The sequence below is a fragment of the Pseudomonas sp. Irchel s3a10 genome (genome assembly GCF_900187525.1).
Lineage (GTDB): Bacteria > Pseudomonadota > Gammaproteobacteria > Pseudomonadales > Pseudomonadaceae > Aquipseudomonas > Aquipseudomonas koreensis_G.
In genome coordinates this window covers 465,003-490,208 of the sequence record NZ_FYDR01000003.1, presented here as the reverse complement: position 1 = coordinate 490,208, position 25,206 = coordinate 465,003, and the positions used below count along the sequence as shown (strand labels likewise).

At 58.5% G+C, this 25,206-nt stretch carries 27 protein-coding genes; 10 read left to right on the top strand and 17 right to left on the bottom strand.

All coding sequences use genetic code 11. The annotated features are described in order from the left end of the window. The first annotated feature begins 45 nt into the window (after positions 1 to 45). The 4 genes from CKW11_RS12260 (at position 46) to CKW11_RS12245 (ending at position 3,786) form a co-directional block, all read left to right on the top strand. Complete coding sequence (locus CKW11_RS12260; RefSeq protein WP_095137712.1) at positions 46 to 1,185, top strand: lysozyme inhibitor LprI family protein; 1,140 nt, start codon at positions 46 to 48, stop codon at positions 1,183 to 1,185. A 100-nt stretch (positions 1,186 to 1,285) separates the two neighbouring features. Further along, positions 1,286 to 2,044, top strand: coding sequence for a lysozyme inhibitor LprI family protein (locus CKW11_RS12255; RefSeq protein WP_095137711.1), 759 nt, complete (start codon positions 1,286 to 1,288; stop codon positions 2,042 to 2,044). 60 nt (positions 2,045 to 2,104) lie between these two features. Next, positions 2,105 to 3,082 (top strand): M48 family metallopeptidase, encoded by a 978-nt coding sequence (locus CKW11_RS12250; protein ID WP_256582061.1) that lies wholly within the window; start codon positions 2,105 to 2,107, stop codon positions 3,080 to 3,082. Between the two features lie 104 nt (positions 3,083 to 3,186). Further along, positions 3,187 to 3,786 (top strand): lysozyme inhibitor LprI family protein, encoded by a 600-nt coding sequence (locus CKW11_RS12245; protein WP_095137710.1) that lies wholly within the window; start codon positions 3,187 to 3,189, stop codon positions 3,784 to 3,786. Positions 3,787 to 4,286: 500 nt separating this feature from the next. Here CKW11_RS12245 and CKW11_RS12235 read toward each other — a convergent pair whose 3' ends face one another. Then, a complete protein-coding gene (locus CKW11_RS12235) occupies positions 4,287 to 4,658 on the bottom strand; it encodes a DUF6124 family protein (protein ID WP_027610398.1) in 372 nt (123 codons plus the stop codon). A 518-nt stretch (positions 4,659 to 5,176) separates the two neighbouring features. On the opposite strand from CKW11_RS12235, the gene CKW11_RS12230 reads away from it, so the two are divergent. Further along, a complete protein-coding gene (locus tag CKW11_RS12230) occupies positions 5,177 to 5,560 on the top strand; it encodes a helicase (protein WP_047596805.1) in 384 nt (127 codons plus the stop codon). A gap of 260 nt (positions 5,561 to 5,820) precedes the next feature. Here the strand turns inward: CKW11_RS12230 and CKW11_RS12225 are convergent, their stop codons facing one another. The 6 genes from CKW11_RS12225 to exbB all read right to left on the bottom strand — a co-directional run bounded on the left by CKW11_RS12225 (position 5,821) and on the right by exbB (position 12,707). After that, complete coding sequence (locus CKW11_RS12225) at positions 5,821 to 7,221, bottom strand: aminoacyl-tRNA deacylase and HDOD domain-containing protein (protein ID WP_095137709.1); 1,401 nt, start codon at positions 7,219 to 7,221, stop codon at positions 5,821 to 5,823. A 79-nt stretch (positions 7,222 to 7,300) separates the two neighbouring features. After that, complete coding sequence (recG, locus tag CKW11_RS12220) at positions 7,301 to 9,376, bottom strand: ATP-dependent DNA helicase RecG (RefSeq protein WP_095137708.1); 2,076 nt, start codon at positions 9,374 to 9,376, stop codon at positions 7,301 to 7,303. 9 nt (positions 9,377 to 9,385) lie between these two features. Then, a complete protein-coding gene (locus CKW11_RS12215; RefSeq protein ID WP_027610401.1) occupies positions 9,386 to 10,315 on the bottom strand; it encodes a hydrogen peroxide-inducible genes activator in 930 nt (309 codons plus the stop codon). A 254-nt stretch (positions 10,316 to 10,569) separates the two neighbouring features. Next, on the bottom strand, positions 10,570 to 11,319 hold the full coding sequence (locus CKW11_RS12210; RefSeq protein WP_095137707.1) for an energy transducer TonB: 750 nt from the start codon (positions 11,317 to 11,319) through the stop codon (positions 10,570 to 10,572). Then, positions 11,316 to 11,744, bottom strand: a complete 429-nt coding sequence (gene exbD, locus CKW11_RS12205; protein WP_007920333.1) for a TonB system transport protein ExbD — start codon at positions 11,742 to 11,744, stop codon at positions 11,316 to 11,318. Before exbD ends, CKW11_RS12210 begins: the two co-directional genes overlap by 4 nt. A gap of 6 nt (positions 11,745 to 11,750) precedes the next feature. Continuing rightward, positions 11,751 to 12,707 carry a tonB-system energizer ExbB gene (gene exbB / locus CKW11_RS12200; protein ID WP_095137706.1) on the bottom strand — a complete coding sequence of 319 codons (957 nt, stop codon included), beginning with the start codon at positions 12,705 to 12,707 and terminating at the stop codon, positions 11,751 to 11,753. 188 nt (positions 12,708 to 12,895) lie between these two features. On the opposite strand from exbB, the gene CKW11_RS12195 reads away from it, so the two are divergent. Next, positions 12,896 to 13,753, top strand: coding sequence for an SDR family oxidoreductase (locus CKW11_RS12195; protein ID WP_095137705.1), 858 nt, complete (start codon positions 12,896 to 12,898; stop codon positions 13,751 to 13,753). 138 nt (positions 13,754 to 13,891) lie between these two features. Here CKW11_RS12195 and CKW11_RS12190 read toward each other — a convergent pair whose 3' ends face one another. The 6 genes from CKW11_RS12190 to CKW11_RS12165 form a co-directional block, all read right to left on the bottom strand. Then, positions 13,892 to 14,632, bottom strand: coding sequence for a hypothetical protein (locus CKW11_RS12190; RefSeq protein WP_007962358.1), 741 nt, complete (start codon positions 14,630 to 14,632; stop codon positions 13,892 to 13,894). Between the two features lie 73 nt (positions 14,633 to 14,705). Continuing rightward, positions 14,706 to 15,086 carry a RidA family protein gene (locus CKW11_RS12185; protein WP_003229509.1) on the bottom strand — a complete coding sequence of 127 codons (381 nt, stop codon included), beginning with the start codon at positions 15,084 to 15,086 and terminating at the stop codon, positions 14,706 to 14,708. Between the two features lie 24 nt (positions 15,087 to 15,110). Continuing rightward, a complete protein-coding gene (spoT, locus tag CKW11_RS12180; RefSeq protein WP_025112705.1) occupies positions 15,111 to 17,216 on the bottom strand; it encodes a bifunctional GTP diphosphokinase/guanosine-3',5'-bis pyrophosphate 3'-pyrophosphohydrolase in 2,106 nt (701 codons plus the stop codon). Between the two features lie 57 nt (positions 17,217 to 17,273). Further along, positions 17,274 to 17,537 (bottom strand): DNA-directed RNA polymerase subunit omega, encoded by a 264-nt coding sequence (rpoZ, locus tag CKW11_RS12175; RefSeq protein ID WP_008030604.1) that lies wholly within the window; start codon positions 17,535 to 17,537, stop codon positions 17,274 to 17,276. A 167-nt stretch (positions 17,538 to 17,704) separates the two neighbouring features. Next, positions 17,705 to 18,325 (bottom strand): guanylate kinase, encoded by a 621-nt coding sequence (gmk, locus tag CKW11_RS12170; RefSeq protein WP_003229498.1) that lies wholly within the window; start codon positions 18,323 to 18,325, stop codon positions 17,705 to 17,707. Between the two features lie 10 nt (positions 18,326 to 18,335). Further along, the gene (locus CKW11_RS12165; protein WP_095137704.1) at positions 18,336 to 19,199 is read right to left on the bottom strand and encodes a YicC/YloC family endoribonuclease; all 864 of its coding nucleotides are present in this window, start codon (positions 19,197 to 19,199) and stop codon (positions 18,336 to 18,338) included. A 270-nt stretch (positions 19,200 to 19,469) separates the two neighbouring features. Here CKW11_RS12165 and rph point away from each other — a divergent pair, with 270 nt between their 5' ends. The 3 genes from rph (at position 19,470) to gltS (ending at position 22,187) form a co-directional block, all read left to right on the top strand. After that, positions 19,470 to 20,192: a ribonuclease PH gene (gene rph / locus CKW11_RS12160; protein WP_027610407.1), complete on the top strand. Its 723-nt coding sequence runs from the start codon at positions 19,470 to 19,472 to the stop codon at positions 20,190 to 20,192. Positions 20,193 to 20,221: 29 nt separating this feature from the next. Then, complete coding sequence (locus tag CKW11_RS12155; RefSeq protein WP_003229492.1) at positions 20,222 to 20,590, top strand: DUF4870 domain-containing protein; 369 nt, start codon at positions 20,222 to 20,224, stop codon at positions 20,588 to 20,590. 388 nt (positions 20,591 to 20,978) lie between these two features. Beyond that, positions 20,979 to 22,187 carry a sodium/glutamate symporter gene (gene gltS / locus CKW11_RS12150; RefSeq protein ID WP_095137703.1) on the top strand — a complete coding sequence of 403 codons (1,209 nt, stop codon included), beginning with the start codon at positions 20,979 to 20,981 and terminating at the stop codon, positions 22,185 to 22,187. Positions 22,188 to 22,256: 69 nt separating this feature from the next. Here the strand turns inward: gltS and CKW11_RS12145 are convergent, their stop codons facing one another. Further along, a complete protein-coding gene (locus tag CKW11_RS12145) occupies positions 22,257 to 23,036 on the bottom strand; it encodes an exodeoxyribonuclease III (protein ID WP_003229491.1) in 780 nt (259 codons plus the stop codon). Between the two features lie 82 nt (positions 23,037 to 23,118). Between CKW11_RS12145 and pyrE the strand changes: the two genes are divergently transcribed. Then, positions 23,119 to 23,763 (top strand): orotate phosphoribosyltransferase, encoded by a 645-nt coding sequence (pyrE, locus tag CKW11_RS12140; protein ID WP_095137702.1) that lies wholly within the window; start codon positions 23,119 to 23,121, stop codon positions 23,761 to 23,763. Positions 23,764 to 23,930: 167 nt separating this feature from the next. Here the strand turns inward: pyrE and CKW11_RS12135 are convergent, their stop codons facing one another. The 3 genes from CKW11_RS12135 to CKW11_RS12125 are packed head-to-tail and all read right to left on the bottom strand — an operon-like array spanning position 23,931 to position 25,102. Beyond that, positions 23,931 to 24,314: a hypothetical protein gene (locus CKW11_RS12135; protein ID WP_095137701.1), complete on the bottom strand. Its 384-nt coding sequence runs from the start codon at positions 24,312 to 24,314 to the stop codon at positions 23,931 to 23,933. Then, the gene (locus CKW11_RS12130) at positions 24,301 to 24,873 is read right to left on the bottom strand and encodes a hypothetical protein (RefSeq protein ID WP_095137700.1); all 573 of its coding nucleotides are present in this window, start codon (positions 24,871 to 24,873) and stop codon (positions 24,301 to 24,303) included. Before CKW11_RS12130 ends, CKW11_RS12135 begins: the two co-directional genes overlap by 14 nt. Before the next feature lie 16 nt (positions 24,874 to 24,889). Continuing rightward, complete coding sequence (locus tag CKW11_RS12125) at positions 24,890 to 25,102, bottom strand: hypothetical protein (protein ID WP_095137699.1); 213 nt, start codon at positions 25,100 to 25,102, stop codon at positions 24,890 to 24,892. Positions 25,103 to 25,206 lie beyond the last annotated feature (104 nt).

Sequence of the window (25,206 nt, the reverse complement as noted above, 5' to 3'; positions counted from 1 at the left end):
AAGGTTTAACATTTGAAATTTATATCACCCGTTGAGACTTCATTAATGGCTGAATCAATGAGAAACATATTTCCAGTTTCTGGGATTTTATCGTTAGCCTTTTTGCTTTTTAGTACGGTTGCGCATTCCGCGAGTTTCGATTGCGGCAAGGCTTCAACGGACGTAGAAAAGAAAATTTGTAATTCTCCCTCTTTGTCCATAATGGATGAAAAGTTGAATGAATTTTTCAAGCCGTTAAAGATTCGACGGGCTTTTCAAATAATCGAAAGCGATTGGCTGGAGTCGGAACGTAATTCTTGTGAGTCAGTTGAGTGTCTAGAGGATGCTTATACTCAGCAGATACAGTTTCTGTCGCCGATTTCTATTGCGCCTAGGCCGACCCAGAAAGATATTAAGTTGATGTTGGGCGATAAGCCATATACGCAGTCTGAGCGCTCATGGAAGGTCGTTGATTTAGCATGGCTTCCCAATGAAAAGGGGGTTGTCGAACGATTTTTAATCTCCGCCGAAACAATCTCAGGCATGTTGCATGTCATCGTATTTGAAGGGCATTTTGATCCAGCGATGATTGCGTACAGGGGCAATCTTTATGAGTACGTTGATCGCAATGACAGGCAAATACTGCACACGATTGCGAAAGATATCGGTTTTGATGGTGCTCTGAATCTGGGGTCGAATGACGAAGGCAAAAGGTTTGCGGGAATTCTGGACGGGTCGTTTTACTATCGACAGCAGCTTTCGAAAAATCAGTTGCGGGGGATGGTTTATAAACTCGGCTCCAAGCTGCCGCCGGTTGAAAGTAGTTTATTGTTTCAGCAGTGGCCAAATACTAATGAAAATGCTGTAAGTGGTTTGACATTCGGCTGGGGTGGAGAGTATGGAAAATTGCAAGCGTACTATTCGCATACCCCAGGGTATGAAACGATAGCTCCGGTTGGTGGGCTGGATGCTAGTTGGAATATTTATAATCCAATCTGGAGCAAATCAAGGCCGACGTTTTATTTCAAGAATGGCGATAAAACTGTTTGGCGTGCCAATGTTGTGGATAAGACGCTGACGAAAATTGCGAAGGCCAGTGATGAAGGAATGATTCAGAATCCTACGCCTATCGATGTTAACGGGCGCGAAGCGATCGTTTATCTGAATGGATCTACTCTGAAAATGGCTATCTCACTTGAACAATAAGTACGACTTAAAAACATGCCTTAGAAAGTTTTTTGGATTTTTTATGTTGTCCTTTCTTTAAACTCTCCACCCCAAGGAATGCGCTCAGGACACACTGAACATGTTTGTGCGTTTTATCGCGTTGTCCTTTGGATGCCTGTTTGCCTCTTTTGCGATGGCCGAGGACGACTGCAAAGAAATCACCGTTAGCGCCCAGGTCGATCGGTGTGTGGAGGCAGCCCGCAAGGAAGCCGACACGCAACTCAATGCCAGCTACAAGAAACTGCTGGGACGGTTTGAGGCTCAACAGCGGCGCGACCCTGAGCAGGGTAAGGCGCTGGTCGCCATGGCCAGAGAATCTCAGCGCGCCTGGATCAAGCTACGCGACACCACATGCCCGCTTGAAGCCACGGAAATCGAGCCTGGGGTGGCAGCGCATGTCACGACGATCAACAACTGCATGGCCAGACTGAGTCTGGAACGTGCTGCTTACCTGGACACAATCGTCGCTGATGAGCCGGGTAATGTGGTCGATCTCAACAAAGTGTCCAGAACCGACGCCCATCGATTTGGGGATGTCGTCGCGCGCTATGTCAGCACCTTTGGCAGCCCATGCCTGACAGTCCAGATATTGGCGCCCAATGGCGGATGGAGAGTGCTGTCCTCCAAGCGGTTCTGCAGTCTCGAAGGCAAGGCATTTTGGACGGACTATGCCGATGCCGGGTTTGAGGATCATGTGTTTGCCGAGGATGGGTTGCACGTGACGCTCAGTTTGACGGAGCTTCGTGGACTTGGAGAGAAGCGCCTTGCCTGTGTGATCCCGATTCAGAATGAGCAAATCAAAGAACTGAAATGCGGTTCGTTTGAGCCCGGTGCTTAAACGGGCAAGATCTATTGTGCGTATTTGGACATCATTTGATTGAATCAAGGATTGAAGAAAGTGAAACGCGTATTGCAGAGCGTTCTCTGCGCTCTAACTTGTTGTGTCGCTGTACCGGGTTCTCCCGCGCTTGCTGCGCCCCAAGTTCTCAAGGAAATCCCGGCAAACTTATTAGGCGATGAATCTCGGCAAAACGTCTTTGTGCTGGCGGGCGATGCGGACGAGGTCTCCAACCGGTTGTTGATTGCGCCGGTACAGGCACGTGATGAGAACATCTTGCTCGATACGTCGAAGGCGCTGCCTCTGATCAAGAGTCAGTACTCGTCTGCGCTTCAGGGTGTCTTCAGCGTCCATGTACTCAAAGGTCGCCCTGGAGTCATGACTGTCATTGATCCGCAGGCGGAGGAAGCTGTGGTCAAGCAGCCGTTCGTTGAGGCTGGGGATTACATAGCGCTGGTAACCAGCGAGGAAGACAACGCGGTTTATAACTTCAACCTGTTGTTCGCATTCAATAGAAGCGCGAAGCAGTTTGAGCTGAAAGCTCTGCTAGAAGTGGCGAATAACGACTCATGTGATCGATCGCTCGTCAGTGTAGTGGAGTTGCCGGTGCAGACATTGGGCCCCATCACTCTCGCTTCTTTCGATGGGCGTGAAGCGCTGCAGAAGTTGCAGGTTGCTCGTGTTGGTCGTATTGAGGGTGTTAAGAAATTGATGACCGTCGATTCGGCTGATCTGCTAGATATGGCGCTGGCAGCCTATCGAAAGGGTGATGAATTTTCCCTCAAGGATACGATGAGCTACGCGTTGATGGGCGGTGGCTCGCATGACACTTGTCCCCCGGATAGCTATATCGTCGCAAAGTACTACTACCCGCAGCGTCCAGGTTGGTCCAACGACCTCGGGTTTTTGCTGGGCGAGGCGGGTTACTACGCTGAGTCCATTGAGCTGTTGAATGCGGTGATTGCACACAACCCAGCGCGGACGGTGGCTTACCTGAATCTCGCAGATAGCTATTGGGCTATGAACGATAAAGAGTGAGCGGTATCGGCGTACAAGCAATATGCGTCGCGTATGTCGGACGCGGGAAAGGCTTTGAAAATTCCTGCTCGGGTAGCTGAGCGCAGTGGCGGAGTATCCGGGTCATGATCAAACTCAAGGCGCTCTGTAGGCTGGTCGCGGGTGTTTCTTTTGCTGCTTTGCTGATTCCTGCGCATGCCCAGGAAGTCTGTAATCCCGACAGTTTTTCCAATCCCGATTTGATCATTTGTGGTCAGCAGACTTTCGAGAAAGTCGATGCAGTGTTGAATGAGCAATATAAGAAAGTTTTGGTCAGTCTGGCGCCTGCTGACAAGAATCAGCTGACCGATGTGCAGAAGAAATGGGTGCGTTTCAAAGAGTCGTTTTGCGAGGATATCTATCAGTCGGCTTTGCCCGGTGCAGAGGCACCCATCGAAAGGCTCGCGTGTCTCGTGCAAACAACCAATGCTAGGTTGGGGGAGTTGGTTGCTCTGCAGACGGGCTTACCGCTAGATGGCTTTTACAGAGCGGCATCTGCGATTGTGGGGAAGGATCGTGAGAGAAATTTAGCGGCCGCCATTGAGCGACTGGGAGGGGATGAGTTCGATGATCCGCTTTGGAAGCAATATGCGGATGGGCACTGCGAAATGAGCGAGCGTTTGTTCCGTGAGGATTTCGCGAATTGCAGCGTGCGGATGCGCTTTCAGTTACCTCTGAACCGTTGAAGGAATGATCGGTTTGAAATCAATCCGGATGTTATCTGTTGCGTTGTCGTTCCTCTTTTCTCTTGTGGCTCACAGCGAGGTCAAAACGGAGATCTATTGCTTCCGTTCACAAGAGGGTAAGAGCAGCAATTTTGAATTGCGGACGTATCACGACTCGAGCGCCAAATGGCAAGTTGCGAGCGTTAGGTACAGTAAGTCGAAAGAGGCGCTTACTCTCGTCTATGGAGGCTCGGAAGAAGAGTTTCCGAACCCTAATCGGCCCCCCGAAATCACGACGAAGTGGGTGGAGGTGTCTGGAGGCCTTGTGACTGGTGATTATGTAATGGCGAGCCAGGATCCCTTCGTTTACGGAATCGTTTACACAAACCGTAAGTCCGGAAAGAAGTACATATTCGAACACGATAGCAACATGAATGCTTTGCCTGAAACAGGCTGTCAGTGGTGACTCACGTACTTGAGAAAGAGGACTTAAAGTCCCCTTTTTTCATCCGCAGATCCCGCTACGACTTGGCCGCCAGGTTCCGCACTTCAATGTGGTCGAGCGTCCCTTCCACCATCAATCGCACCCCATCCGCCATTCTGCTCAGGGCCAGTGCAACCGAGCGGCGGGAGCCGTGGAGGTCGTCGGCGAGGTCGCAGGCGATGGCGCTGATGGACAGGAGGTCTTCGGAGGCGTTGGCCATGAGGGCTTCGGCGTCGGTGCCGGGGGTGAGGCTGAAGAGGCCGGTTTCGCGTTTGGGTTGGGATTCGGTGCGCGGTTTGAAATGGTGGTCGAGGGCGCGTTCGGCGGCCTCGTGGAATTTCTTGGATTCCAGCGATTCGTAGGGCGATATGTCTGGGGTTTCGGGGGGATTGGGTGTTGGTTTGATCATTCGGTCTTACTCCAGTTTCAGGAGCCGACACCGTTTCGCTCGCACTTCGAAAGTGGTGGCAGCTGTGCATAGGTGTGCAAGACCGGTGGAGTCACCCGGCAGACCCGAAGGCCTCCCATACACAGCAGCCATAACGATCCGCGAGCATAGGAAAACGCTCGGCGAATTGCCATAACCAATGTGGACTCCCGCCGGACTTGCACGTCCGTATCACCAATTCGTGGTGACCTATTGAGGCTATCGATGAACCCTCATCCTGCCTAGTTCACGCACAACACCACGCTTTGCAGGAAATTTCCCATAGGTTTGCAGGCTGGAAGATCAAAAGATCGCAGCCTTCGGCAGCTCCTACAGGGATGTGTTTCAACAGGTGTAGGACGGTGGGTGCAGAAGTGTGACTTGGCGGTCATCGTGCAGGAAATGGGCTGCATCATCTTCCATTAGAGGTAGATAGTGGCGTTATCGTCTGAATCCCTTACACTGCCCCGGCCGTTCATTTTCCTTTTGAGGCTGTGCGCATGAAATTTCGTTTTCTTCTGTGGATGATGGGTTTATTGATGGGTAAGGCCAGCCGGACCAATCCTGCGTTCCAGCAGCAGTTAGGTGACAAGGATCTGGTGTTTCAGCTGCAGACGCTGGACGGGAAAGTGGCGCGGCATTTCGTGGTGAAGAATCAGCGCATCACCAGCAAGTCTGGCGTGGTGGCGGAGCCGGCGTTTGCGATTGCGTTCAAGGATGCGGGTTATGCCTTTGCCACGATGCAGGCGAAGAACAAGCAGCTGGCGTTCATGCAGGGGATTCAGGACAAGTCGATTCAGCTCAAGGGCAACCCGGCGCTGGTGATGTGGTTTCAGGGGTTGATGAAGTATTTGAAGCCGAGGAAGGCCAAGCCCAAGGCCTGATTGGAAGGGCTGTTGTGGCGAGGGAGCTTGCTCCCGCTGGGCTGCGGAGCGGCCCTGAACCCTGAGGCGTTGTTGTGTCAGGCATGCCTTGTTGGCTGGATTTGCGACTGCTGCGCAGTCGAGCGGGACGGTGCGACGATTCGACAAGCTCCCTCGCCACAAAGGTTGTGTTGAGTCAGGTTGATTGGGGTGGATTCTTCGCGAGCAGGCTCGCTCCCACAGGGGTTGTGTAAACCTTGGGGGAGCGGGCCTGTTTTGTTTTAAGCCTGGCTGAACTGCGAGGCCAGTTCGCGCAGCAGGACTTCAGCCTCAAGCACTTTGCTGACCACGTCATTGGCTTTGTCGCGGGTCAGGCCGACGCGTTCGAGCAGGGCGTCGGGAATGTCTTCATCCGGGCCGGAGCCGATGCCGCGGCTGCGCAGCAGGCGTACGGCCAGGCAGACGAGGTTCGGGTATTCGGCATAGGCGCCGTCGTAGCTTGGGTCGTGCTGGAAGCGCAGGGCGGTGGCCAGTTCATCGGGCATGTCCCAGTAGCGCATCAGCCACGAGCCGATCTGTTCGCGGCTGATGCCCAGCAGGTGTTGCTCGATGTAGCTGTGGCACAGGTGCGGGTTGACCTCCAGGTGGCGGCAGATCAGCGAGAAGTGCGGCGGGAACACGTGGGCCAGCAGCAGGTAGCCGAAATTGTGCAGCAGACCGGCCAGATAGGTCAGGCCGGCTTCCGGGCGCTGGGCGCGCGGCATGGCGCGGGTCAGGCCTTCGATGACGGCGGCGGTGTAGATCGACTGCTGCCAGTACGGCGTGGTGTGTTGCGGATGGTCTTTCGGCAGGCTCAGGGTCTTGCCGAGGGCCAGGCCCAGGGCGAGGTTGATCACCAGATCGAAACCGAGCACGCGAACGATCGCATCTTCTACCGAACGGATCTTGCCCGGCGAAGCGTAATACGGCGACGCCGCCCAGCTCACCACTTGTGCCGCCAGCGCCGGGTCGGTTTCGACCACGCCGGTGATGTCGTCGATGGTGGCGTTGGGGTCGACGCGCAGCTTGATGATTTTTTGTGCGGTTTCGGCCAGCGGCGGAATTTCGATGGTCGCTTCCAGACGCTGCTGGATGCGTCTCGCGGTGAATGCCTGCACGGCCTGGGTGATTTCCTCGCGGTCATCGTCCGGGCGGTCGAGGTTCGGGCGGATGCTGCTCAGGGCTTCGCCGAAATTGGCGGCACTGGCCTTGGTCAGCATGCTCTTGAAGGCTTCGCTGGTGATTTCCAGCAGCAGGCCCGGCTCGCCGGAGTTGATCAGCAGTTTCGGCTCACGCAGCAGGCTTTCTTCGTAGAGGCACGGCGAACTGGTCAGCGCCGGCAGGCCTGGCAGCAGGCTCAGGCTGTGTTTGCCGAGCATCTTTTCCAGGCGCTCGGTAGACACGGCGGTCAGGCGCCGGCCAGTCAGTTCGGCGAGGCGATTGAGGTCCAGCAACTGGCTCTGCGGAAACAGCACCATCAGCGCGCCCACAGCATCGTCCAGCAACACGGCTTGTACCTTGCGCGAAGCGTTGAGGCCGTGGTGGTCGAGCACTTCTTCGTAGGCGATCCCCAGCTTGCCGAGCAGCAGCCGAATTACAGACGGCGCGTGCGGGAGTTCGGGGGCGAGAGCTGCGTCAGTCATGGTGTGTATCCGTTTTTGAAACAATGGCAGGAGTATAACCAGCTCTGTAGGAACGATCCTGCACAAACTGCGACGGTGCTCACACTTGGCCGTATTGCTGCCCGTGACGCAGCCAGCGGTCGAGCAATGGGCTGACGTGAGTCGGCCAGCGTTCCAGCAGCGCTTGCGCAGCATCGCGCACGGCGGGCAGCAGATCGGCGTCGCGCATCAGGTCGGCGACCTTGAATTGCAGCAGGCCGGTCTGGCGGGTGCCGAGCATTTCGCCGGGGCCGCGCAGTTCAAGGTCTTTTTCGGCGATGACGAAACCGTCGTTGGTCTCGCGCATGATGCCCAGGCGCTGGCGGCCGATCTGCGACAGCGGCGGATGGTAGAGCAGCACGCAATGGCTGACGGCGCTGCCCCGGCCGACGCGACCGCGCAACTGATGCAGTTGCGCGAGGCCGAGGCGTTCGGGGTTTTCGATGATCATCAGGCTGGCGTTGGGCACGTCGACGCCGACTTCGATCACCGTGGTGGCGACCAGCAGTTGCAGGTTGCCGGCCTTGAACTCGGCCATCACCGCTGCTTTTTCGGCGGGCTTCATGCGCCCGTGAATCAGTCCGACTTTCAGCTCGCCGAGGGCGGCGGTCAGGTCTTCAAAAGTGGTTTCGGCGGCCTGACAGGTCAGCTCTTCGGACTCTTCGATCAGCGTGCACACCCAATAGGCCTGACGCCCTTCGGCGCAGGCGCTGCGCACCCGTTCGATGACTTCGACGCGGCGGGTGTCGGTGACCAGCACGGTGTTGACCGGGGTGCGACCGGGCGGCAGTTCGTCGAGGATCGAGGTGTCGAGGTCGGCGTAGGCGCTCATCGCCAGCGTCCGGGGAATCGGCGTGGCGGTCATGATCAGTTGATGCGGACACATGCGCCCGCCTACGCCTTTCTGCCGCAGCGCCAGACGTTGCTGCACGCCGAAGCGGTGTTGTTCGTCGATGATCACCAGCGCGAGGTTCTTGAACTGCACTTCGTCCTGGAACAGCGCGTGAGTGCCGACCACCATCGGCGTGCCGCTGGCGATCTGTTCCAGCGCGGCGACGCGATTCTTGCCCTTGAGCTTGCCGGCCAGCCACGCGACGTCGATGCCCAGCGGTTCGAGCCAGCGCTTGAAGGTGATGAAGTGTTGTTCAGCGAGGATTTCGGTCGGCGCCATCAGCGCGACTTGGTATCCGGCCTCCAGCGCTTGCAACGCGGCGAGGGCGGCGACCACGGTTTTACCCGCGCCAACGTCACCCTGAATCAGCCGCAGCATCGGTTCGTGCTGACTGAGGTCGTAGGCGATTTCGTTGCCGACCCGCTGCTGGGCGCCGGTGGGGGCGAAGCCTAGATTGGCCAGGTATTTGGGCGGCAGTTTTTCCGCTTTCGGCATGGCTGGCGCCCGCAGTGAACGCATGCTCTCGCGCAGACGCTGTTGCGACAGTTGATGGGTCAGCAGTTCTTCGAAGGCCAGGCGATGCTGGGCCCAGTGATGACCGAGGGCCAGCTCATCGACATCGGCGTCGGCGGGCGGGTTGTGCAGGTAGCGTATCGCATCGGCCAGCGGCGCCAATTGGTAGTTGCGGGCCAGTTCGATCGGCAACCAGTCGGGCAGGGTGTTCGGCTTGAGCAGGGTCAGTGTCTGCATGCACAATTGGCGCAGGCGCTGTTGGGTCAGGCCTTCGGTGAGCGGGTAAACCGGGGTCAGGGTTTCATCCACCGGCGGCGGTTCGTCACCGGTGATGGCGCGGTATTCCGGGTGGTAGATTTCCAGCCCCGAGGCGCCGGGGCGCACTTCGCCGTAGCAGCGAATCCGTGTGCCGCGCTTGAGGCCTTCTTTCTGCGCATTGCTGAAATGGTAGAAGCGCAGGCTCAGGCCGCCGGTGCCGTCCTGCATGCGCACGACGAGGCTGCGGCGCCGGCCCATGACCACGTCGGCACCGCTGACGGTGCCTTCGACCACCGCGTCCTGGCCCGGGCGCAAGTGGCCGATCGGCACCACGCGGGTGCGATCCTGATAACGCAGCGGCAGGTGAAACAGCACGTCCTGGAGGTTTTCTAGGCCGACCTTGGCCAGCTTCTCGGCCATGGCTTCGCCGACACCCTTGAGTGCCGTCACCGACACTTGCGACAGCTCGGTCATGACCCTGGCTTAACCGGCCGTGACCGGTGCGGCGGGCTTGGCCACCGAGCACAGGCGAACGGAGTCGGCGAGGATCTCGATGGCTTTCGGCCGTGGGAAGCTCGCGCGCCAGGCAATCGCCACGGTACGGAACGGCACCGGCGCCGACAGCGGGCGCACTTCGATCACGCCCGGGGCGTAGTGATGGCTGTCCACCGCCGACAGCGGCAGGATCGAGATGCCCAGACCGGACGCGACCATGTGGCGGATGGTCTCCAGCGAGCTGGATTCCACCGTGGTGTGCTTGGCGCCGTCGTTGCCCTTGGTCAGGGTCGGGCAGGCTTCGAGCACCTGATCGCGGAAGCAGTGGCCTTCGCCGAGCAGCAGCAGGCTCTTGTCGTTGAGCAGGGCGGCGTCGATGGATTCTTTTTGCGTCCACGGGTGCTGGGCCGGCATCAGGACGTAGAACGGCTCGTCGTACAGCGGCAGGGTCAGCACGTCGGCTTCGTTGAACGGCAGGGCGATGATGATCGCGTCGAGCTCGCCGTTGCGCAGTTTGTCGCGCAGCACGTGGGTGAAGTTTTCTTCGATGTACAACGGCATCTGCGGGGCGACCCGGTGCAGTTGCGGAATCAGGTGCGGGAACAGGTACGGGCCGACGGTGTAGATCGCGCCGACTTTCAGCGGGGCGGTCAGCTGGTTCTTGCCGGCCTGGGCCAGTTCACGGATGCCTTGCGCCTGCTCGAGGACTTTCTGCGCCTGAGCGACGATGCCTTCGCCGACCGGAGTCAGGCGCACGGCGCTTTTGCTGCGCTCGAAAATCAGCACACCGAGTTCGTCTTCAAGTTTTTTCACGCCCACCGACAGGGTCGGCTGGCTGACGTGGCAACGCTCGGCGGCGTGGCCGAAGTGCTGCTCTTGGGCGAGGGTAACGATGTAGCGTAATTCTGTGAGGGTCATAGCAAGCGTCCATGAAGTTGCGGGCCAAGCATAACGGCTGCAATCGATAGACGCACGTTATCAGACTGAGTGAGGAATGCGACACCGGGCAATGTGAGTTTGCCGTTGCCAGATAGGCAAAAGGCACCTTTCGGTGCCTTTTCGTTCCCACTGTCGACCCTGTGGGAGCGGGCTTGCTCGCGAATGCGGTGTGTCAGATCCATGGATGTCGACTGACACGACGCTTTCGCGAGCAAGCCCGCTCCCACATTGGATCAGCGGCGTTTATCCAGCGAGTACACAAACGGCGCGACAATTTCGATTGAGCCGTTGTTCAGCATGTCGGCCGGTGGCTTGGGCAGCGGTTGTGCGCGGCGGATCATTTCCAGGGTGGCCCGGTCCAGATCGGCGTTGCCTGAGCGGCCCACCAGTTCGAACGACAACACATTGCCTTCAGCGTCGACGACGAAACGCAGACGGTTCAAGCCTTCCTTGCCGCGAGCCTGCGCACTGGCCGGGTACTTCTTGTACTTGCCCAAGTGCGCGAGCAGGGTGTTTTGCCAGCTGGCCTTGGCGGCCATTTGTGCGGGCGACGGTCCCGGTGCCGGCTGGGCGGATTTCTCCGTCGGTGCTTGGGTCGGCTGTGTCTCCGCCGGTTTTTCCTCGGAAGGTTTTTCCTTCACCGGCTCCGGTTTTTTCTCCACCGGTTTGGGCGGCTGCGGTTTCGGCTTTGGCTTGGGTTTGGGCTTCGGTACGGCAATCTCGGCCTTGGGTGCTTCAGCCAGTTTCGGAATCGGCAACTCTTCGACCGGAGCCGGTGGCTGCGGCGGTGTGACGACTTTCGGCGGAGCAGGCGGTGGCGGGGTCGGAACCGGTGCCAGCTCGACCATCATTGCCTGCGGCGGCAGTTCGATGGGCGGGCGGGCGGTCCAGTTCAACGCCAGCGCGATGGCCAGCGCGTGAACGCCCAGCACCACGGCCAGGCTACCGCTGTAACGCGTCAGCTTATGGCGCGTCGTGATCATTTCTTGGCTGCCGTCTCAAGTCCGACCAGACCGACCTTCAGATAACCGGCCGAGCGCAATTTATCCATCACGCTCATCAGGTCGCCGTAGTCCACGCCCTTGTCGGCCTGGAAGAAGATGGTGGTGTCTTTCTTGCCCTGGGTCTTGGCGTCGAGCACGGCGCCAAGGGTTTCGGCTTTCACTTCATCGTCGCCGATGTACAGGCGCTGGTCAGCCTTGACGCTGAGGAACACCGGTTTCTCTGGCCGCGGCGCCGGTTTGGCGGTCGAGGCCGGCAAGTCGACTTTGATGTCCACAGTGGCCAGCGGCGCAGCCACCATGAAGATGATCAGCAGCACCAGCATCACGTCGATGAACGGCGTGACGTTGATTTCGTGGTTCTCGGCCAGATCGTCGTCTGCGCCTTCTTTCAAATGCAGGCCCATGGCCGATTACCCCACTTTCACCATGTGTGGTTGCGAGCTGCTGCGCTCAGGCTGGTGATCGAGGTCACGGCTGACCAGCAACAGGACCTGCGCCGAAGCGTCGGACACCTGCGCCTTGTAGCCGGCGATGGAGCGGGCGAACACGTTGTAGATCACCACCGCAGGAATCGCAGCAACCAGGCCCAGGGCGGTGGCCAGCAGCGCTTCGGCGATGCCCGGCGCCACGACGGCGAGGTTGGTGGTCTGAGTCTTGGCGATGCCGATGAAGCTGTTCATGATGCCCCAAACGGTACCGAACAGGCCGACGAACGGAGCGGTGGAGCCGATAGTGGCGAGGACGCCGGTGCCGCTGCTCATGTTGCGGCCACAGGCAGCGACCAGACGCTCAAGACGGAAGCTGACGCGCTCCTTGATGCCTTCTTTCTCGCGGCTGTTGACCGACAGGCGCATCTCTTCGAGCGCGTCGTGCACCAGCAGGTTGGCGAGGGTGCCTTCCTTCGCCGCAGTGGCGCTGGCTTCCTTGAGGGTCGCGGCTTTTTTCAGCGCAGCGATTTCGCCACGCAGACGACGCTTGGCGCCCATCAGCTCGAAGCCTTTGGCGATCCAGATGGTCCAGGTGATGATGGAAGCGATGGCCAGACCGATCATCACGATTTTCACGATGATATCGGCGTTCTGGTACATGCCCCATGGCGACAGGTCGTGGGCCATGCCCAGGCTGTTGTCGGGCTCGAGCACTTCAGGCGCGTCGGCCGGGGTGGCGTCGACCGCCTGCACCGGATCGGTGGTGGCTGGCGCGGCGGCGGCAGGTGCGTGTTGTTCGGTGGCAGCCGGGGCGGCTGGCGCCTGGGCATCGGCGAAGGCGGCGGTCGGCGCCAGCATCAGGCTGAGCAGCAGGGCCGCCACCGCGCTGAAGGCGCGAGGTCGTTTGGTTGGCGAAGCGGGGTTTTGATTACGTGTCATGCTGGCCGGACCTGAAGTAGAAAACGGTTGATGCTCTTCCAGGCCTCGTGAGGCCGAGAACAAAAGTGGGGTGCATTATTGCAAGTAATTCTTGTTAACAGAAGTAATAGAGTATCTTTTTTTCCTCGATTGCTAGCCGTTCGTCCTTTGTGAGGGCTAGTCTGTTCCTTTCGTTTGGGAGTTTTTTGATGTCCGCACCTTCTGTTTTGATTGCCGGTTGTGGTGATGTCGGCAGTCGTCTGGCTAAGCAATTGCTGGCTGCCGGCTGGGAGGTGCATGGTCTGCGCCGTGATGTTTCGCGTTTGCCGGACGGCGTCATCGGCGTGGCCGGTGACCTGTTCAAGGAAGATTGCCCGGAGACTTGGCCGGTCGGAGCGGTGGATTACCTGGTGTATTGCGCGGCGGCGACCGATCACGATGAAGCCGGTTATCGTGCGGCTTACGTGCAGGGTTTGCAGAACGTGCTTAGCTGGCTGGACGACTACGGGCAGACGCCTGATCGGCTTCTGTTCGTTTCCAGCAGCAGCGTGTACGGCCAGCAGGAAGGGGAGTGGGTCGACGAGCATTCAGCGACCGTCGCCAGCGGCTATTCCGGGCGAGTGATGCTTGAGGCTGAGCAAGTGGCGCTGAAAAGCGGTATCCCGGCGAGCATCGTGCGCCTGACCGGTATTTACGGCCCAGGTCGTGAATGGCTGTTGACCCAGGTGCGTCGCGGTTATCGGGTGGCGGTCGAGCCGCCGCTGTACGGCAATCGCATTCATGCTGATGACGCGGCGGGGCTGATGGCGTTTCTGCTACAGGCGGCTGATCGGGGCGAGACGTTGCAGGATGTTTATATCGGTGTGGACGATGCACCGGCACCTCTTGCCGAAGTGGTCGCCTGGCTGCGCGAGTATCTGGGTGTCACCGATTGGGCGGAAGACGCCAGCGTACGCCGCACCGGCAGCAAGCGCTGCAGCAATGCCCGGGCGAAGGCGTTGGGGTGGACGCCGACGTATCCGAGTTACCGCGAAGGCTATGCGGCGATTCTTGAAGGTAAATGCTGACTTCCAGACACCCAAAAACAACTGTAGGAGTGAGCCTGCTCGCGATGTGGCCATAACATTCAACACTTATGTTGGCTGTTAAACCGTCATCGCGAGCAGGCTCACTCCTACAGGGTTATGTGTTGCTCTCAGGCGCGGTTACTGCTTCTCAAGCAACCACTTGCGCTCACCCGGGGTGAACTGCGGCATTTCATCCGCCAGTGCGCTGTTCACCGCCTGGAAGATCTCCAGCGCCTTGCCTTTGCGGGCAAAGATCCAGTTGTTGCCCTGGCCGTTGAGTTGCAGCCACATGCTGTCGTGGTCGCTGTTCATCGAGGCGCAGTCACCTGCCAGGCACAGGGCATAGCGGTCGGCGCCGGGCAAGCCGGAGACCTGGCCGTCGGCCTGGAACTGCACGGTGTTGCCTTCGCCGTCACCGCTGGCAATCTTCCAGCTGCCGCCCAGATAGGCCGAATACAGTGCGCGTTCGAAACTGGCGCCAATCGGTGCGCCTTCCGGCACGGGGATTTGTGCGCGGTCGAACAACTGATCCGGCTCGTTCTCGGTGGCGGCTTGTTTCATCCGGCCACCGTCGCGTTTCAGCTCACTGCCGGAGCTGCCATAGAAGTCGACTTTCCAGGCGCCGGACTGTTCGCCCTGCAGCCGTCCTTCGACGTTCTCGAAACCATTGGTGTAGCGGGCCTGACCGGCCTTGGTGTTGACGTCCCACTCCAGGTTCGGGCCATAGGCCTGAAGCGCTTCGCGCAGGGGGCCGCCCTTGGCAGCAGCGTCGATCGCCACCTGGTTGATCCAGGTGCCGCTGATGTCACGGTCGGCGGGGTCGCTGGCACAGCCGCCGAGGAAAATGGCGAGCAGCGAGAGAGCAAGCGCTTTGCGCATGGTGGAATCCTTTCAAAACCTTTTCTTTACCGCAGAGCAGTCGGCGCAGCGTTTGAAGGCTGCGCCGTGTGCATTACTCGATGACCAGGATGGCATCCATTTCGACTTGCGAACCCTTCGGCAGGGCAGCAACGCCGATGGCGGCGCGCGCTGGGTACGGCTGGTCGAAGTACTTGCCCATGATCTCGTTGACCTTGGCGAAGTGGCTCAGGTCGGTGAGGAAGATGTTCAGCTTGACGATGTCCTTGAACGAACCGCCAGCGGCTTCAGCCACGGCTTTGAGGTTCTCGAACACCTGGACGGTCTGGGCTTCGAAGCCTTCAACCAGTTCCATGGTCTTTGGATCCAGAGGAATCTGGCCCGACATGTAGACAGTGTTGCCGGCCTTGATCGCCTGGGAGTAGGTACCGATGGCGGCTGGGGCCTTGTCGCTGGTGATAACAGTCTTGGTCATGTATGACTCCTTGTTAGGTGTGGATTAGGCACGCATGCGGGTGATGCGGATGACCCCGGTCAGGGCGCGCAGTTTCTTGATCACGCGGGCCAGGTGCACACGGTCGTGGACGCTGACCACCAGCTGGACGACGCTGATGCGACCATCGCGCTCGTCCATGCTGATTTTCTCGATATTGCCGTCGGCGGCGTTGACGCTGCTGGCCAGCAGGGCGATCAGGCCGCGCTGGTGTTCCAGCTCGACTCGCAGCTCGACGTTGAATTCGCCGGTGACATCCTTGGCCCACGAGAGCTGGATGCATTTTTCCGGGTTGTGCCGGATTTCGCTGATGTTGCGGCAGTTGTCCAGGTGCACGACCATGCCTTTGCCCGCCGACAGGTGCCCGACAATCGGGTCGCCCGGGATCGGCGTGCAGCACTTGGCGTAACTGAGCACCAGGCCTTCGGTACCGCGAATCGCCAGCGGGCCTTCCGGACTTGGCAGCTGTTCGCCTTCGCCGAGCAGACGGCGCGCCACGACATAGGCCATGCGGTTGCCCAGGCCAATGTCTTCGAGCAAGTCTTCGATCAGTTCGAGGCGGTACTCGCTGAGCATCGCCTTGACGCGCTCGGCCGGGATCTTCTCCAGCGAGCTGTCGAAACCGTTGAGCACTTTGTTCAGCAAGCGTTCGCCGAGGCTGATGGACTCGGAGCGGCGCTGCAGTTTCAGCGCATGGCGGATGTGCGTACGTGCCTTGCCGGTGACCACGAAGTTGAGCCACGCCGGGTTCGGCCGCGCGCCAGGGGCGCTGACGATCTCGACCGTGGAGCCGCTTTGCAGCGGTTCGGACAGCGGTGCGAGTCGGCGGTTGATCCGGCAGGCGATGCAGCTGTTGCCGACGTCGGTGTGCACCGCGTAGGCAAAGTCGACCGCCGTGGAGCCTTTGGGCAGCTCCATGATCCGGCCTTTGGGCGTGAACACGTAGACCTCGTCCGGGAACAGGTCGATCTTCACGCTCTCGATGAATTCCAGCGAGTTGCCGGCACGTTGCTGCATTTCCAGCACGCCTTTGACCCACTGGCGGGCGCGGGCATGGGTGCCTTTGGGCTGCTCGTCACCGCTGGATTTGTACAGCCAGTGTGCGGCAATGCCGTTGTTGGCCATCTCTTCCATTTCGCGGGTGCGGATCTGGATCTCGATCGGTACGCCGTGCATGCCGAACAGCGTGGTGTGCAGCGACTGATAGCCGTTGGCCTTGGGGATCGCGATATAATCCTTGAAGCGCCCCGGCAACGGTTTGTACAAATTGTGCACAGCACCCAGCACGCGGTAGCAGGTATCGACCTTGTCGACGATGATCCGGAACGCATAGACGTCCATGATCTCGTTGAAGGCCCGACGCTTGCCGCGCATTTTCTTGTAGATGCCGTAGAGGTGTTTCTGGCGACCGCTGACTTCGCCCTGGATGCCGTCGATCGCGAGGCAATGGCCGAGGGACTCTTCGATCTTGTTGACGATTTCCTTGCGGTTGCCCCGGGCGCGCTTGACCGCCTGGTAGATCCGCGCGGAACGCATCGGGTGCATGGCTTTGAAGCCGAGGTCTTCGAACTCGATACGAATGGCGTGCATGCCCAGCCGATTGGCGATCGGCGCGTAGATTTCGAGGGTTTCCTTGGCGATCCGGCGACGTTTTTCCCCGGACAGCACTTCCAGCGTGCGCATGTTGTGCAGGCGGTCGGCGAGTTTGACCAGGATCACGCGAATGTCGCGCGCCATGGCCATGGCCATTTTCTGGAAGTTTTCGGCCTGGGCTTCGGCCTTGGTCTCGAAGTTCATCTGGGTCAGTTTGCTGACCCCGTCGACCAGTTCGGCCACGGTTTCACCAAACTGCGCTTGCAGCGCTTCTTTGGCGATACCGGTGTCTTCGATCACGTCATGCAGCATCGCGGCCATCAGGCTCTGATGGTCCATGTGCATGTCGGCAAGAATATTCGCCACCGCAAGAGGATGCGTGACGTACGCCTCGCCGCTGCGACGGCGCTGACCGTCATGGGCTTGTTCGGCGTAGAAATACGCTCGGCGGACCAGGTTGACCTGGTCGTTGCCGAGGTAGGTCGATAAGCGATCGGCGAGGGCGTCTATGCTCGGCATGATGACTCCTGCCGTAGGCTGTGTTCCCGCGCCGTGCTACGTCGACCAGGCATAGGCTTAGACGGCCTCGTTGGACTCGTCCTCGAACGCTGCGAACAGCGGCTCATCCTGGACGATTTCCTGCTCGGCGATGAACTCGTAGCTCATCAGGCCTTCTGCGATTTCACGCAGGGCGACAACGGTCGGCTTGTCGTTTTCCCACTGGACCAGTGGCTCTTTGCCGCCGGTGGCCAGTTGACGGGCACGCTTGGTAGAGAGCATGACCAGCTCAAAGCGGTTTTCCACGTGTTCTAGGCAGTCTTCAACGGTTACGCGGGCCATGGTATTCCTCGGAGCGAATGCAATATGCGCGCTGCCCGGTTGGGCGAGCGGACTGAGCAGTTTAAAAAATCACCAGCGATTAGGGAAGCGCTGATTTTTTGACCAGACCCTTCAACGCGCTGCAAGCACCAATGTAAAGCGCTTGCAGCGGTTTTGGGAAGTGCTGATTAACCGAGCAGTTCGGCCAGTAATTTGCCGAAACGTACCTGCTGGCGTTTCTGTTGCAGCTGATTGGCGCGGAAAATCGCCTTCAGATCGTCCAGTGCATGGGCGAAATCGTCGTTGATGATCAGATAGTCGTACTCGACATAGTGGCTCATCTCGCTGACGGCTTCACGCATCCGCCCGTCAATGATCTCGTCGCTATCCTGGCCGCGGTTGGTCAGGCGCTGGTGCAAGGCCTGCAACGACGGCGGCAGGATGAAGATCGAGCGTGCCTGCGGCATCAGCTTGCGCACTTGCTCGGCGCCTTGCCAGTCGATTTCCAGAATCAGGTCGTGACCTTCGTCCAGCGTCTGCTGCAAGCGGCTTTGCGAGGTGCCATAGAAGTTGCCGAAGACTTCGGCGCGTTCGAGGAAATCGCCGTGCTCGCCCATCTTCACGAACTCTTCGCGGGTCACGAAGTGATAGTTCACGCCGTCCACTTCACCCGGACGCATGGCGCGGGTGGTGTGGGAGATCGAGACGCGGATCTCCGGATTGGCATCGGTCAAAGCCTTGACCAGGCTGCTCTTGCCTGCGCCCGATGGCGCGGAAATGATGTACAGGGTGCCGGTGCTGTGGGTCATGTCTGTTGCCTTACTCAATATTCTGCACTTGTTCGCGCATCTGCTCGATCAACACCTTGAGGTTGACGGCGGCCTGGGTGCTGCGCGGGTCGAAGGCCTTGGAGCCCAGTGTGTTGGCTTCGCGGTTGAGTTCCTGCATCAGGAAGTCCAGGCGCCGACCGGCGGCACCGCCGGACTTGAGTACCCGGCGAACTTCGATGATGTGGGTGCTCAGGCGATCCAGCTCTTCGGCCACATCGCTCTTTTGCGCGAGCATGACCATTTCCTGTTCCAGGCGCTGCGGATCCAGTTCGGCCTTCATGTCGGTGAAGCGGTCGAGGACTTTCTGACGCTGGGTCGCGAGCATCTGCGGCACCAGTTCACGCAAGGTCACGACGTCCTCTTCAATGGCGGTCAGGCGCTCGTTGATCAGGCGTGCCAGCTCCGCGCCTTCGCGCTCGCGGCCGGCCTTGAGTTCCTTGAGACCTTGATTGAACAGCGCCAGCGCATCGGCGTTCAGCGCTTGTGGATCAGTGGCGTCGGCCACCAGCACGCCGGGCCAGGCCAGCACTTCCAGCGGGTTCAGTGCTGCCGGGTTCTTGATCAGGCCGGCAACGGTTTCGGCGGCGGCGACCAGTTGCGCGGCGCGCTCGCGGTCGACCTGCAACGGCTTGCCGGTGCTTTCTTCAGTGAAACGCAGGGTGCATTCCAGTTTGCCCCGCGACAGGCCTTGGCGCAGGGCTTCACGCACGGCACCTTCAAGGTCGCGGAACGACTCCGGCAGGCGCAGATGCGGTTCCAGATAACGGCTGTTGACCGAGCGCAGCTCCCAGCTCAGGGTGCCCTGGACGCCGGCTTTTTCGACGCGGGCGAAGGCGGTCATGCTGTGCACCATGGCGGTGACCTCGCAATGCAGATCGGCGCAGAAGTGATGTTCCGCAGGCTCGATATCAATGAATTTAAGCCGACTGGCAGCAAAGGCGCAGGATTGTAGCGCAGTGCGGCGGATGCGCCCAAACACACGGTGTGACAAAGGGCTGCAGGCCGTCGGTTATGCACGTTTCAGGGCTCTGGGTCGACGGCCGGAATTTTTAACCCGTGCCCAGGCGCGGTGCAGCGCTCTATAATGCTCGGCAGTTTTCCGTCCCCAGTACAGGTATTCCCTATGAAACGTCCAAGTGGTCGCGCTGCCGATCAGCTTCGCTCGATCCGCATTACCCGCAACTACACCAAACACGCCGAGGGATCCGTACTGGTCGAATTCGGTGATACCAAGGTCATCTGCACCGTCAGCGTCGAAAACGGCGTGCCGCGTTTCCTCAAAGGCCAGGGCCAGGGCTGGTTGACTGCCGAATACGGCATGCTGCCGCGCGCCACTGGCGAGCGTAATCAGCGTGAAGCGAGCCGTGGCAAGCAGGGCGGTCGTACCTTGGAAATCCAGCGCCTGATTGGCCGTTCGCTGCGCGCTGCGCTGGACATGTCCAAGCTGGGCGACGTGACCCTGTACGTCGACTGCGACGTGATCCAGGCTGACGGCGGCACCCGCACCGCGTCCATCACCGGCGCCATGGTGGCACTGGTCGATGCGCTGAAAGTGATCAAGAAACGCGGCGGCCTGAAAGGCGGCGACCCGCTCAAGCAAATGATCGGCGCAGTGTCGGTCGGTATGTATCAGGGCGAGCCGGTGCTGGATCTGGACTATCTTGAAGATTCCGCCGCCGAGACCGACCTCAATGTGGTGATGACCAGCACCGGTGGCTTCATTGAGGTCCAGGGCACCGCCGAAGGCGCGCCGTTCCAGCCTGAAGATCTGAACGCCATGCTTGAACTGGCCAAGAAAGGCATGAACGAAATCTTCGAACTGCAAAAGGCTGCACTGGCCGACTGAGCAGCTTCGTAACCCGCAAGGAGGACACGATGAGTGATGAGCAAGAGTTGCTGCCCAAGCCGAGCCAGGAGGTTCGCCAATGGGCGATGTTTTGTCACTTGTCCGCCTTGCTGGGGATCTGGATTCCGTTCGGCAATCTGATCGGACCGCTGATCCTGTGGCAGATGAAGCGTGAGACCGATCCGTTCATCGACGCTCAGGGCAAAGAGGCGCTGAATTTTCAGATCACTGTGGCGATTGCTGCCGCGATCTGTCTGCTGCTGATGGTGTTGATCATTGGCTTCTTCTTGCTGGGCCTGCTGGCCATCGGGGCGCTGGTGTTGACGATCATTGCCGGGGTGAAGGCGAACGAAGGCTTTCCCTACCGTTATCCGTTCACCTGGCGATTGATCAAATAGCGATCAATGCAAGGCCTCCATGACGCGCAACGTTTTAATATAAATGCCCTGACTTGTTAGGGCATTTGCGTTTTTGCAACTTGAATAATTACCCTTTCGTGTAGGAATAGTTCTATCTGCGACAAGCGGTAGTCGAAATTTTTCATATATTTAACTCCTACACTTTTAGTCACAACTGCAATGCTTTAGCGCGATCTCAATCCTTGGCAACAGGACTTGGCGATTGTTAAGGTTACTCCGCGTAACGTCGCTTCAGAAATATCTCGATATATTCAAGCCATCGAAGGTCTTTGAATTCCAAATCAATCAGTGTTGAGACAATCAGCCGATTCAATAGGCGTGCGCGGAAAAAGTGCGCCTGATGAATACATAGCCAAGAATAATCCCAATGATTCAGCTCGATTTTTATGGAACGCTCGTGGCCGCCTCTCTGGTGCTTTTACTGGGGCGCGGACTTATTGCACGAGTCGGTTTTCTGCGTAATTACAATATCCCTGAACCCGTCGCCGGTGGACTGGTGGTTGCGCTGGGTTTATTGATTTTGCGAACTTTTGATATAGAAATCAGATTTGATACTTCATTGCAAACGCCTTTGATGTTGGCATTCTTTGCCACAATCGGTTTGAGTGCAGACTTTGCCAGCCTGAAGAAAGGTGGTCGCGTAGTCGGCATATTTCTACTGGCGGTTACCGGGCTTCTGGTGGTTCAGAACGCATTGGGCATTGGCCTTGCCAAAACACTGGGTCTTGATCCGTTGATGGGGCTCCTGACGGGTTCGATCACGCTTGCGGGCGGTCACGGTACGGGTGCGGCGTGGGGCACGGTATTCAGTGAAACGTACGGCCTCGCCTCGGCCTCCGAGCTTGCAATTGCGTCGGCGACCTTCGGCCTGGTCCTGGGTGGTTTGATTGGTGGGCCGGTGGCTCGCCTGCTCATCAAGCGCGTTGCGGTGCCCGATTGCCAGCCTCAACAAGCGCTACGGATGCCAAAGGGTTTCGAGCAGCCGAACAAAGAGCGTTCGATTACGCCCTTTTCGTTTATCGAGACACTGGCTTTGATTGCGGTCAGTTTATTGGCTGGCAATCTTCTGAATGGCTTTCTGCACGGAACCGCACTCGAGTTGCCGACGTTTGTCTGCGTTTTGTTCGTGGGGGTGGTGCTACGTAATGGGCTATCGGCGCTGGGCCTGTACCAGGTATTCGAGCGCGAAGTGTCGGTGCTGGGTAATGTCAGCCTGTCGCTGTTCCTGGCAATTGCCTTGATGTCTCTCAAACTCTGGGATCTGGCAGCGTTGGCACTGCCGATATTCATCATCCTGGCTGCGCAAACGTTGGTCATGGCGCTGTTTGCGATTTTCGTGACATTCAGAGTGATGGGCAGTAACTACGACGCAGCGGTTCTGGCGGCAGGCCATTGCGGCTTTGGGTTGGGTGCGACACCAACGGCGATCGCCAACATGCAGGCGGTTACCCAGCGTTTCGGGCCTTCGCAGATTGCGTTTCTGGTGGTGCCGATGGTTGGTGCATTCTTCATCGACATCATTAACGTCATCGTCATCAAGCTTTACCTGGCCTTGCCGTTTTTCGTCGCTGTCTGAGGTTCAGACTGCGGCATAAAAAATGCCCGTATCTCGCGATACGGGCATTTTTTAACGACGAGTCGACGCTTAAATGGTCAGCGTCCAGTCGTAGTCGACGATCAGCGGCGCGTGCTGCGAGAACCGTGGCTGACGCGGCAGGCGTGCGCTGCGCACAAAGCGCCGCAGGCCCGGGGTCAGCAGCTGGTAGTCGAAGCGCCAGCCCAGATTGAGCATCTCGGCCTGCTCGTTGTCCGGCCACCAGCTGTACTGGTCGCCTTCGCGGCTGACTTCGCGCAGGGCATCGACGTAGCCCATGTTGCCGACAATCTCGTCCATCCAGGCGCGTTCTGGCGCCAGGAAGCCCGGGGATTGCTGGCTGTCGCGCCAGTTCTTGATGTCGAGCTTCTGCTGCGCCACGTACAGCGAGCCACAATAAATGTACTCGCGACGTTTACGCCGCTGTTTGTCCAGGTACTTGCCGAAGTCGTCCATGAGCTTGAACTTCTGGTTCAAGTCCTCATCGCCGTTCATCCCCGAAGGAAGCAGCAAGGTGGCAATACTGACTTTGTCGAAATCTGCTTGCAGGTAGCGCCCGTAGCGGTCGGCCGTCTCGAAACCGAGACCGCTGATGACAGCCTTCGGTTGCAACCGCGAATACAAAGCCACGCCACCTTGGGCAGGGACTTCAGCATCGCAGGCATAAAGGAAGTAGCCGTCCAGTTGGAAGGCTGGGTCATCCAGTTCAAAGGCGGAGGCACGGGTGTCCTGCAGGCAGATGACGTCGGCATTCTGTGCTTGCAGCCAACTGAGCAAACCACGCTCGACTGCAGCCTGAATACCATTGACGTTCACACTGATGATCCGCATAAATGGCCCCAAAAATCGCGTGCGTGTATGATACACGGCGTCAAGCTAATTAGCTAAATCCGTGGTATTTGGGGTTTTTTTCATGCAAGCGTATCAGCGCGATTTCATTCGTTTTGCCATCGATCGCGGCGTTTTGCGCTTCGGTGAGTTCACCCTGAAGTCCGGGCGCACCAGTCCTTACTTCTTCAATGCCGGCCTGTTCAACTCCGGTTCGGCCTTGGCGCAGCTGGGGCGTTTCTACGCGGCAGCCATTGCCGAAAGCGTCATTCCGTTCGACGTGCTGTTTGGCCCGGCCTATAAAGGCATCCCGCTGGCAGCGACCACCGCTGTCGCGCTGGCCGAGCATCACGACCGCGACCTGCCTTGGTGCTTCAACCGCAAGGAAGCCAAGGCTCACGGCGAAGGCGGCAGCCTGGTCGGCGCACCGCTGACCGGCGACGTGCTGATCATCGACGACGTGATCACCGCCGGCACCGCGATCCGCGAAGTGATGCAGATCATCGCTTCCCAGGACGGTGCCAAGGCCGCTGGCGTGCTGATCGCCCTGAACCGTCAGGAGCGTGGCAACGGCGAATTGTCAGCGATCCAGGAAGTCGAGCGTGACTTCGGTATTCCGGTGATCAGCATCGTTTCGCTGAATCAGGTGCTGGAATTCCTCGCCGATGATCCGCAGCTCAAGCAGCACTTGCCTGCCGTGGAAGCGTACCGGGCGCAGTTCGGCGTCTGACTGCGGTCAGCTTTTGTGGGAGCGGGCTTGCTCGCGAATGCAGTTGTTCATTCAGCATTGATGTCGACTGATACGACGCATTCGCGAGCAAGCCCGCTCCCACAGGGGATGTTCGGTGATAAGAAGACCCCGTTCATTCAGGATGAACGGGGTCTTTTTGTTTACGGTTAACGTAAGTTTCGCCATTTCTTCAGCAGTTTCAGGGTCAATCCCGCGTTGATCAGCGCGAATGCCAGCAACGCCACAACCACCATCACGTATAGCGTGCGATCAACCTCAAAATCCCATAGATCCAGTGTGCTGCTGCCGATAATGCCCACGGCGGCTGGCAGGTTGACGTAAAACAGCGCTGCAAAGGCGCCGGTCAGCGGCAGCGCACGCCAATAAACAGCATTCTTGATCTTCTCGCGGCTGCGTTTTTTGATCTGCGGACCTGTTTGGTATTCATCCAGCGCCAACGCCTCATGGAGCGTCGGCCAAGCCAGATTGAACATGAAGGTGGTCAAGGTCAGCAGCAAGCCGCTGACCGCGACGATGTCACTGAACGGCATTGAGGCCCAGCGTTGCGCACAGCAAATCGTGAGAGTCCTCACTGATCTCGAACTGCCCGGCGCTGCCTTTGCGTTTGGTGATGGGCTTGAAGGTCGGCTCATTCTGGGTGATCAGCATGTTCAGCTCGTCACGAATCACGTCCGAGCTGATGACCACCAGATACACGGTTTGCGCATACTCTGCAGACGCCACGACTGCCCGCATGCTGTGTTGCAAGATATCGTCGAGCTGATTGCGAAAGCGCGACACAGTGTTTTTCAGCAGGGTTTTGCTCTGGCTTTGGGTCAGCTGGAAGATCGTCGAGATCTGTGACTCGGTCGGCAAGGTCTGTCCAAAGTAACTCTGAATCAGATAAAGCAGGCGATCTTGTTTGGCTTCATCGGCGCGGCTGGGCATGCCGCCCTCAACCAGCATTTTCAGATATTCGGTCAGACTGGCCTTGGCGATGCGCTGAAGGGCGTTGGCAATTTCCGCGTCGCCGATACGCAGGGTTTTTTTGACCGGTTCCTTTTGTTCCTGCTCGAAAGCGTCGGCGTCGATATTGAAAGATATTTGCATGGCTCGTCTCCCCTGGTTATTTGGAAGACTGACCCGGATACGGATCGGCAGCAGCGTCGCCCTGGCCCGTCAGGATGTTCCAGCCATTGAGCACATGAGTGCCGGGTTGGTAGTCAGGGCAGGGCGGCAGTGAGGTTTTCGACTGGTTGGAATACTCGCGTCCGCAATCTGCACATTCGTAGGTGCCTGCGGAAACATCGCTGCCGTACGGTACGTGGTCTTTTTGCATGGGGAAGATCTCCTGTGGGTTCAGGGAAGATCCTAGGGCGATTTATTCTGAGGAGATGTCGGACGTTTCGCTGAATGGAGTCAGACGTTTCTTGCAGGCATAAA

Coding starts and splice junctions, on each gene's coding strand:
- CKW11_RS12260 (WP_095137712.1), top strand. CDS start 46: ATGGCTGAATCAATGAGAAACATATTTCCAGTTTCTGGGATTTTATCG.
- CKW11_RS12255 (WP_095137711.1), top strand. CDS start 1,286: ATGTTTGTGCGTTTTATCGCGTTGTCCTTTGGATGCCTGTTTGCCTCT.
- CKW11_RS12245 (WP_095137710.1), top strand. CDS start 3,187: ATGATCAAACTCAAGGCGCTCTGTAGGCTGGTCGCGGGTGTTTCTTTT.
- CKW11_RS12235 (WP_027610398.1), bottom strand. CDS start 4,658: ATGATCAAACCAACACCCAATCCCCCCGAAACCCCAGACATATCGCCC.
- CKW11_RS12230 (WP_047596805.1), top strand. CDS start 5,177: ATGAAATTTCGTTTTCTTCTGTGGATGATGGGTTTATTGATGGGTAAG.
- CKW11_RS12225 (WP_095137709.1), bottom strand. CDS start 7,221: ATGACTGACGCAGCTCTCGCCCCCGAACTCCCGCACGCGCCGTCTGTA.
- recG (WP_095137708.1), bottom strand. CDS start 9,376: ATGACCGAGCTGTCGCAAGTGTCGGTGACGGCACTCAAGGGTGTCGGC.
- CKW11_RS12215 (WP_027610401.1), bottom strand. CDS start 10,315: ATGACCCTCACAGAATTACGCTACATCGTTACCCTCGCCCAAGAGCAG.
- CKW11_RS12210 (WP_095137707.1), bottom strand. CDS start 11,319: ATGATCACGACGCGCCATAAGCTGACGCGTTACAGCGGTAGCCTGGCC.
- exbD (WP_007920333.1), bottom strand. CDS start 11,744: ATGGGCCTGCATTTGAAAGAAGGCGCAGACGACGATCTGGCCGAGAAC.
- exbB (WP_095137706.1), bottom strand. CDS start 12,707: ATGACACGTAATCAAAACCCCGCTTCGCCAACCAAACGACCTCGCGCC.
- CKW11_RS12195 (WP_095137705.1), top strand. CDS start 12,896: ATGTCCGCACCTTCTGTTTTGATTGCCGGTTGTGGTGATGTCGGCAGT.
- CKW11_RS12190 (WP_007962358.1), bottom strand. CDS start 14,632: ATGCGCAAAGCGCTTGCTCTCTCGCTGCTCGCCATTTTCCTCGGCGGC.
- CKW11_RS12185 (WP_003229509.1), bottom strand. CDS start 15,086: ATGACCAAGACTGTTATCACCAGCGACAAGGCCCCAGCCGCCATCGGT.
- spoT (WP_025112705.1), bottom strand. CDS start 17,216: ATGCCGAGCATAGACGCCCTCGCCGATCGCTTATCGACCTACCTCGGC.
- rpoZ (WP_008030604.1), bottom strand. CDS start 17,537: ATGGCCCGCGTAACCGTTGAAGACTGCCTAGAACACGTGGAAAACCGC.
- gmk (WP_003229498.1), bottom strand. CDS start 18,325: ATGACCCACAGCACCGGCACCCTGTACATCATTTCCGCGCCATCGGGC.
- CKW11_RS12165 (WP_095137704.1), bottom strand. CDS start 19,199: ATGGTGCACAGCATGACCGCCTTCGCCCGCGTCGAAAAAGCCGGCGTC.
- rph (WP_027610407.1), top strand. CDS start 19,470: ATGAAACGTCCAAGTGGTCGCGCTGCCGATCAGCTTCGCTCGATCCGC.
- CKW11_RS12155 (WP_003229492.1), top strand. CDS start 20,222: ATGAGTGATGAGCAAGAGTTGCTGCCCAAGCCGAGCCAGGAGGTTCGC.
- gltS (WP_095137703.1), top strand. CDS start 20,979: ATGATTCAGCTCGATTTTTATGGAACGCTCGTGGCCGCCTCTCTGGTG.
- CKW11_RS12145 (WP_003229491.1), bottom strand. CDS start 23,036: ATGCGGATCATCAGTGTGAACGTCAATGGTATTCAGGCTGCAGTCGAG.
- pyrE (WP_095137702.1), top strand. CDS start 23,119: ATGCAAGCGTATCAGCGCGATTTCATTCGTTTTGCCATCGATCGCGGC.
- CKW11_RS12135 (WP_095137701.1), bottom strand. CDS start 24,314: ATGCCGTTCAGTGACATCGTCGCGGTCAGCGGCTTGCTGCTGACCTTG.
- CKW11_RS12130 (WP_095137700.1), bottom strand. CDS start 24,873: ATGCAAATATCTTTCAATATCGACGCCGACGCTTTCGAGCAGGAACAA.
- CKW11_RS12125 (WP_095137699.1), bottom strand. CDS start 25,102: ATGCAAAAAGACCACGTACCGTACGGCAGCGATGTTTCCGCAGGCACC.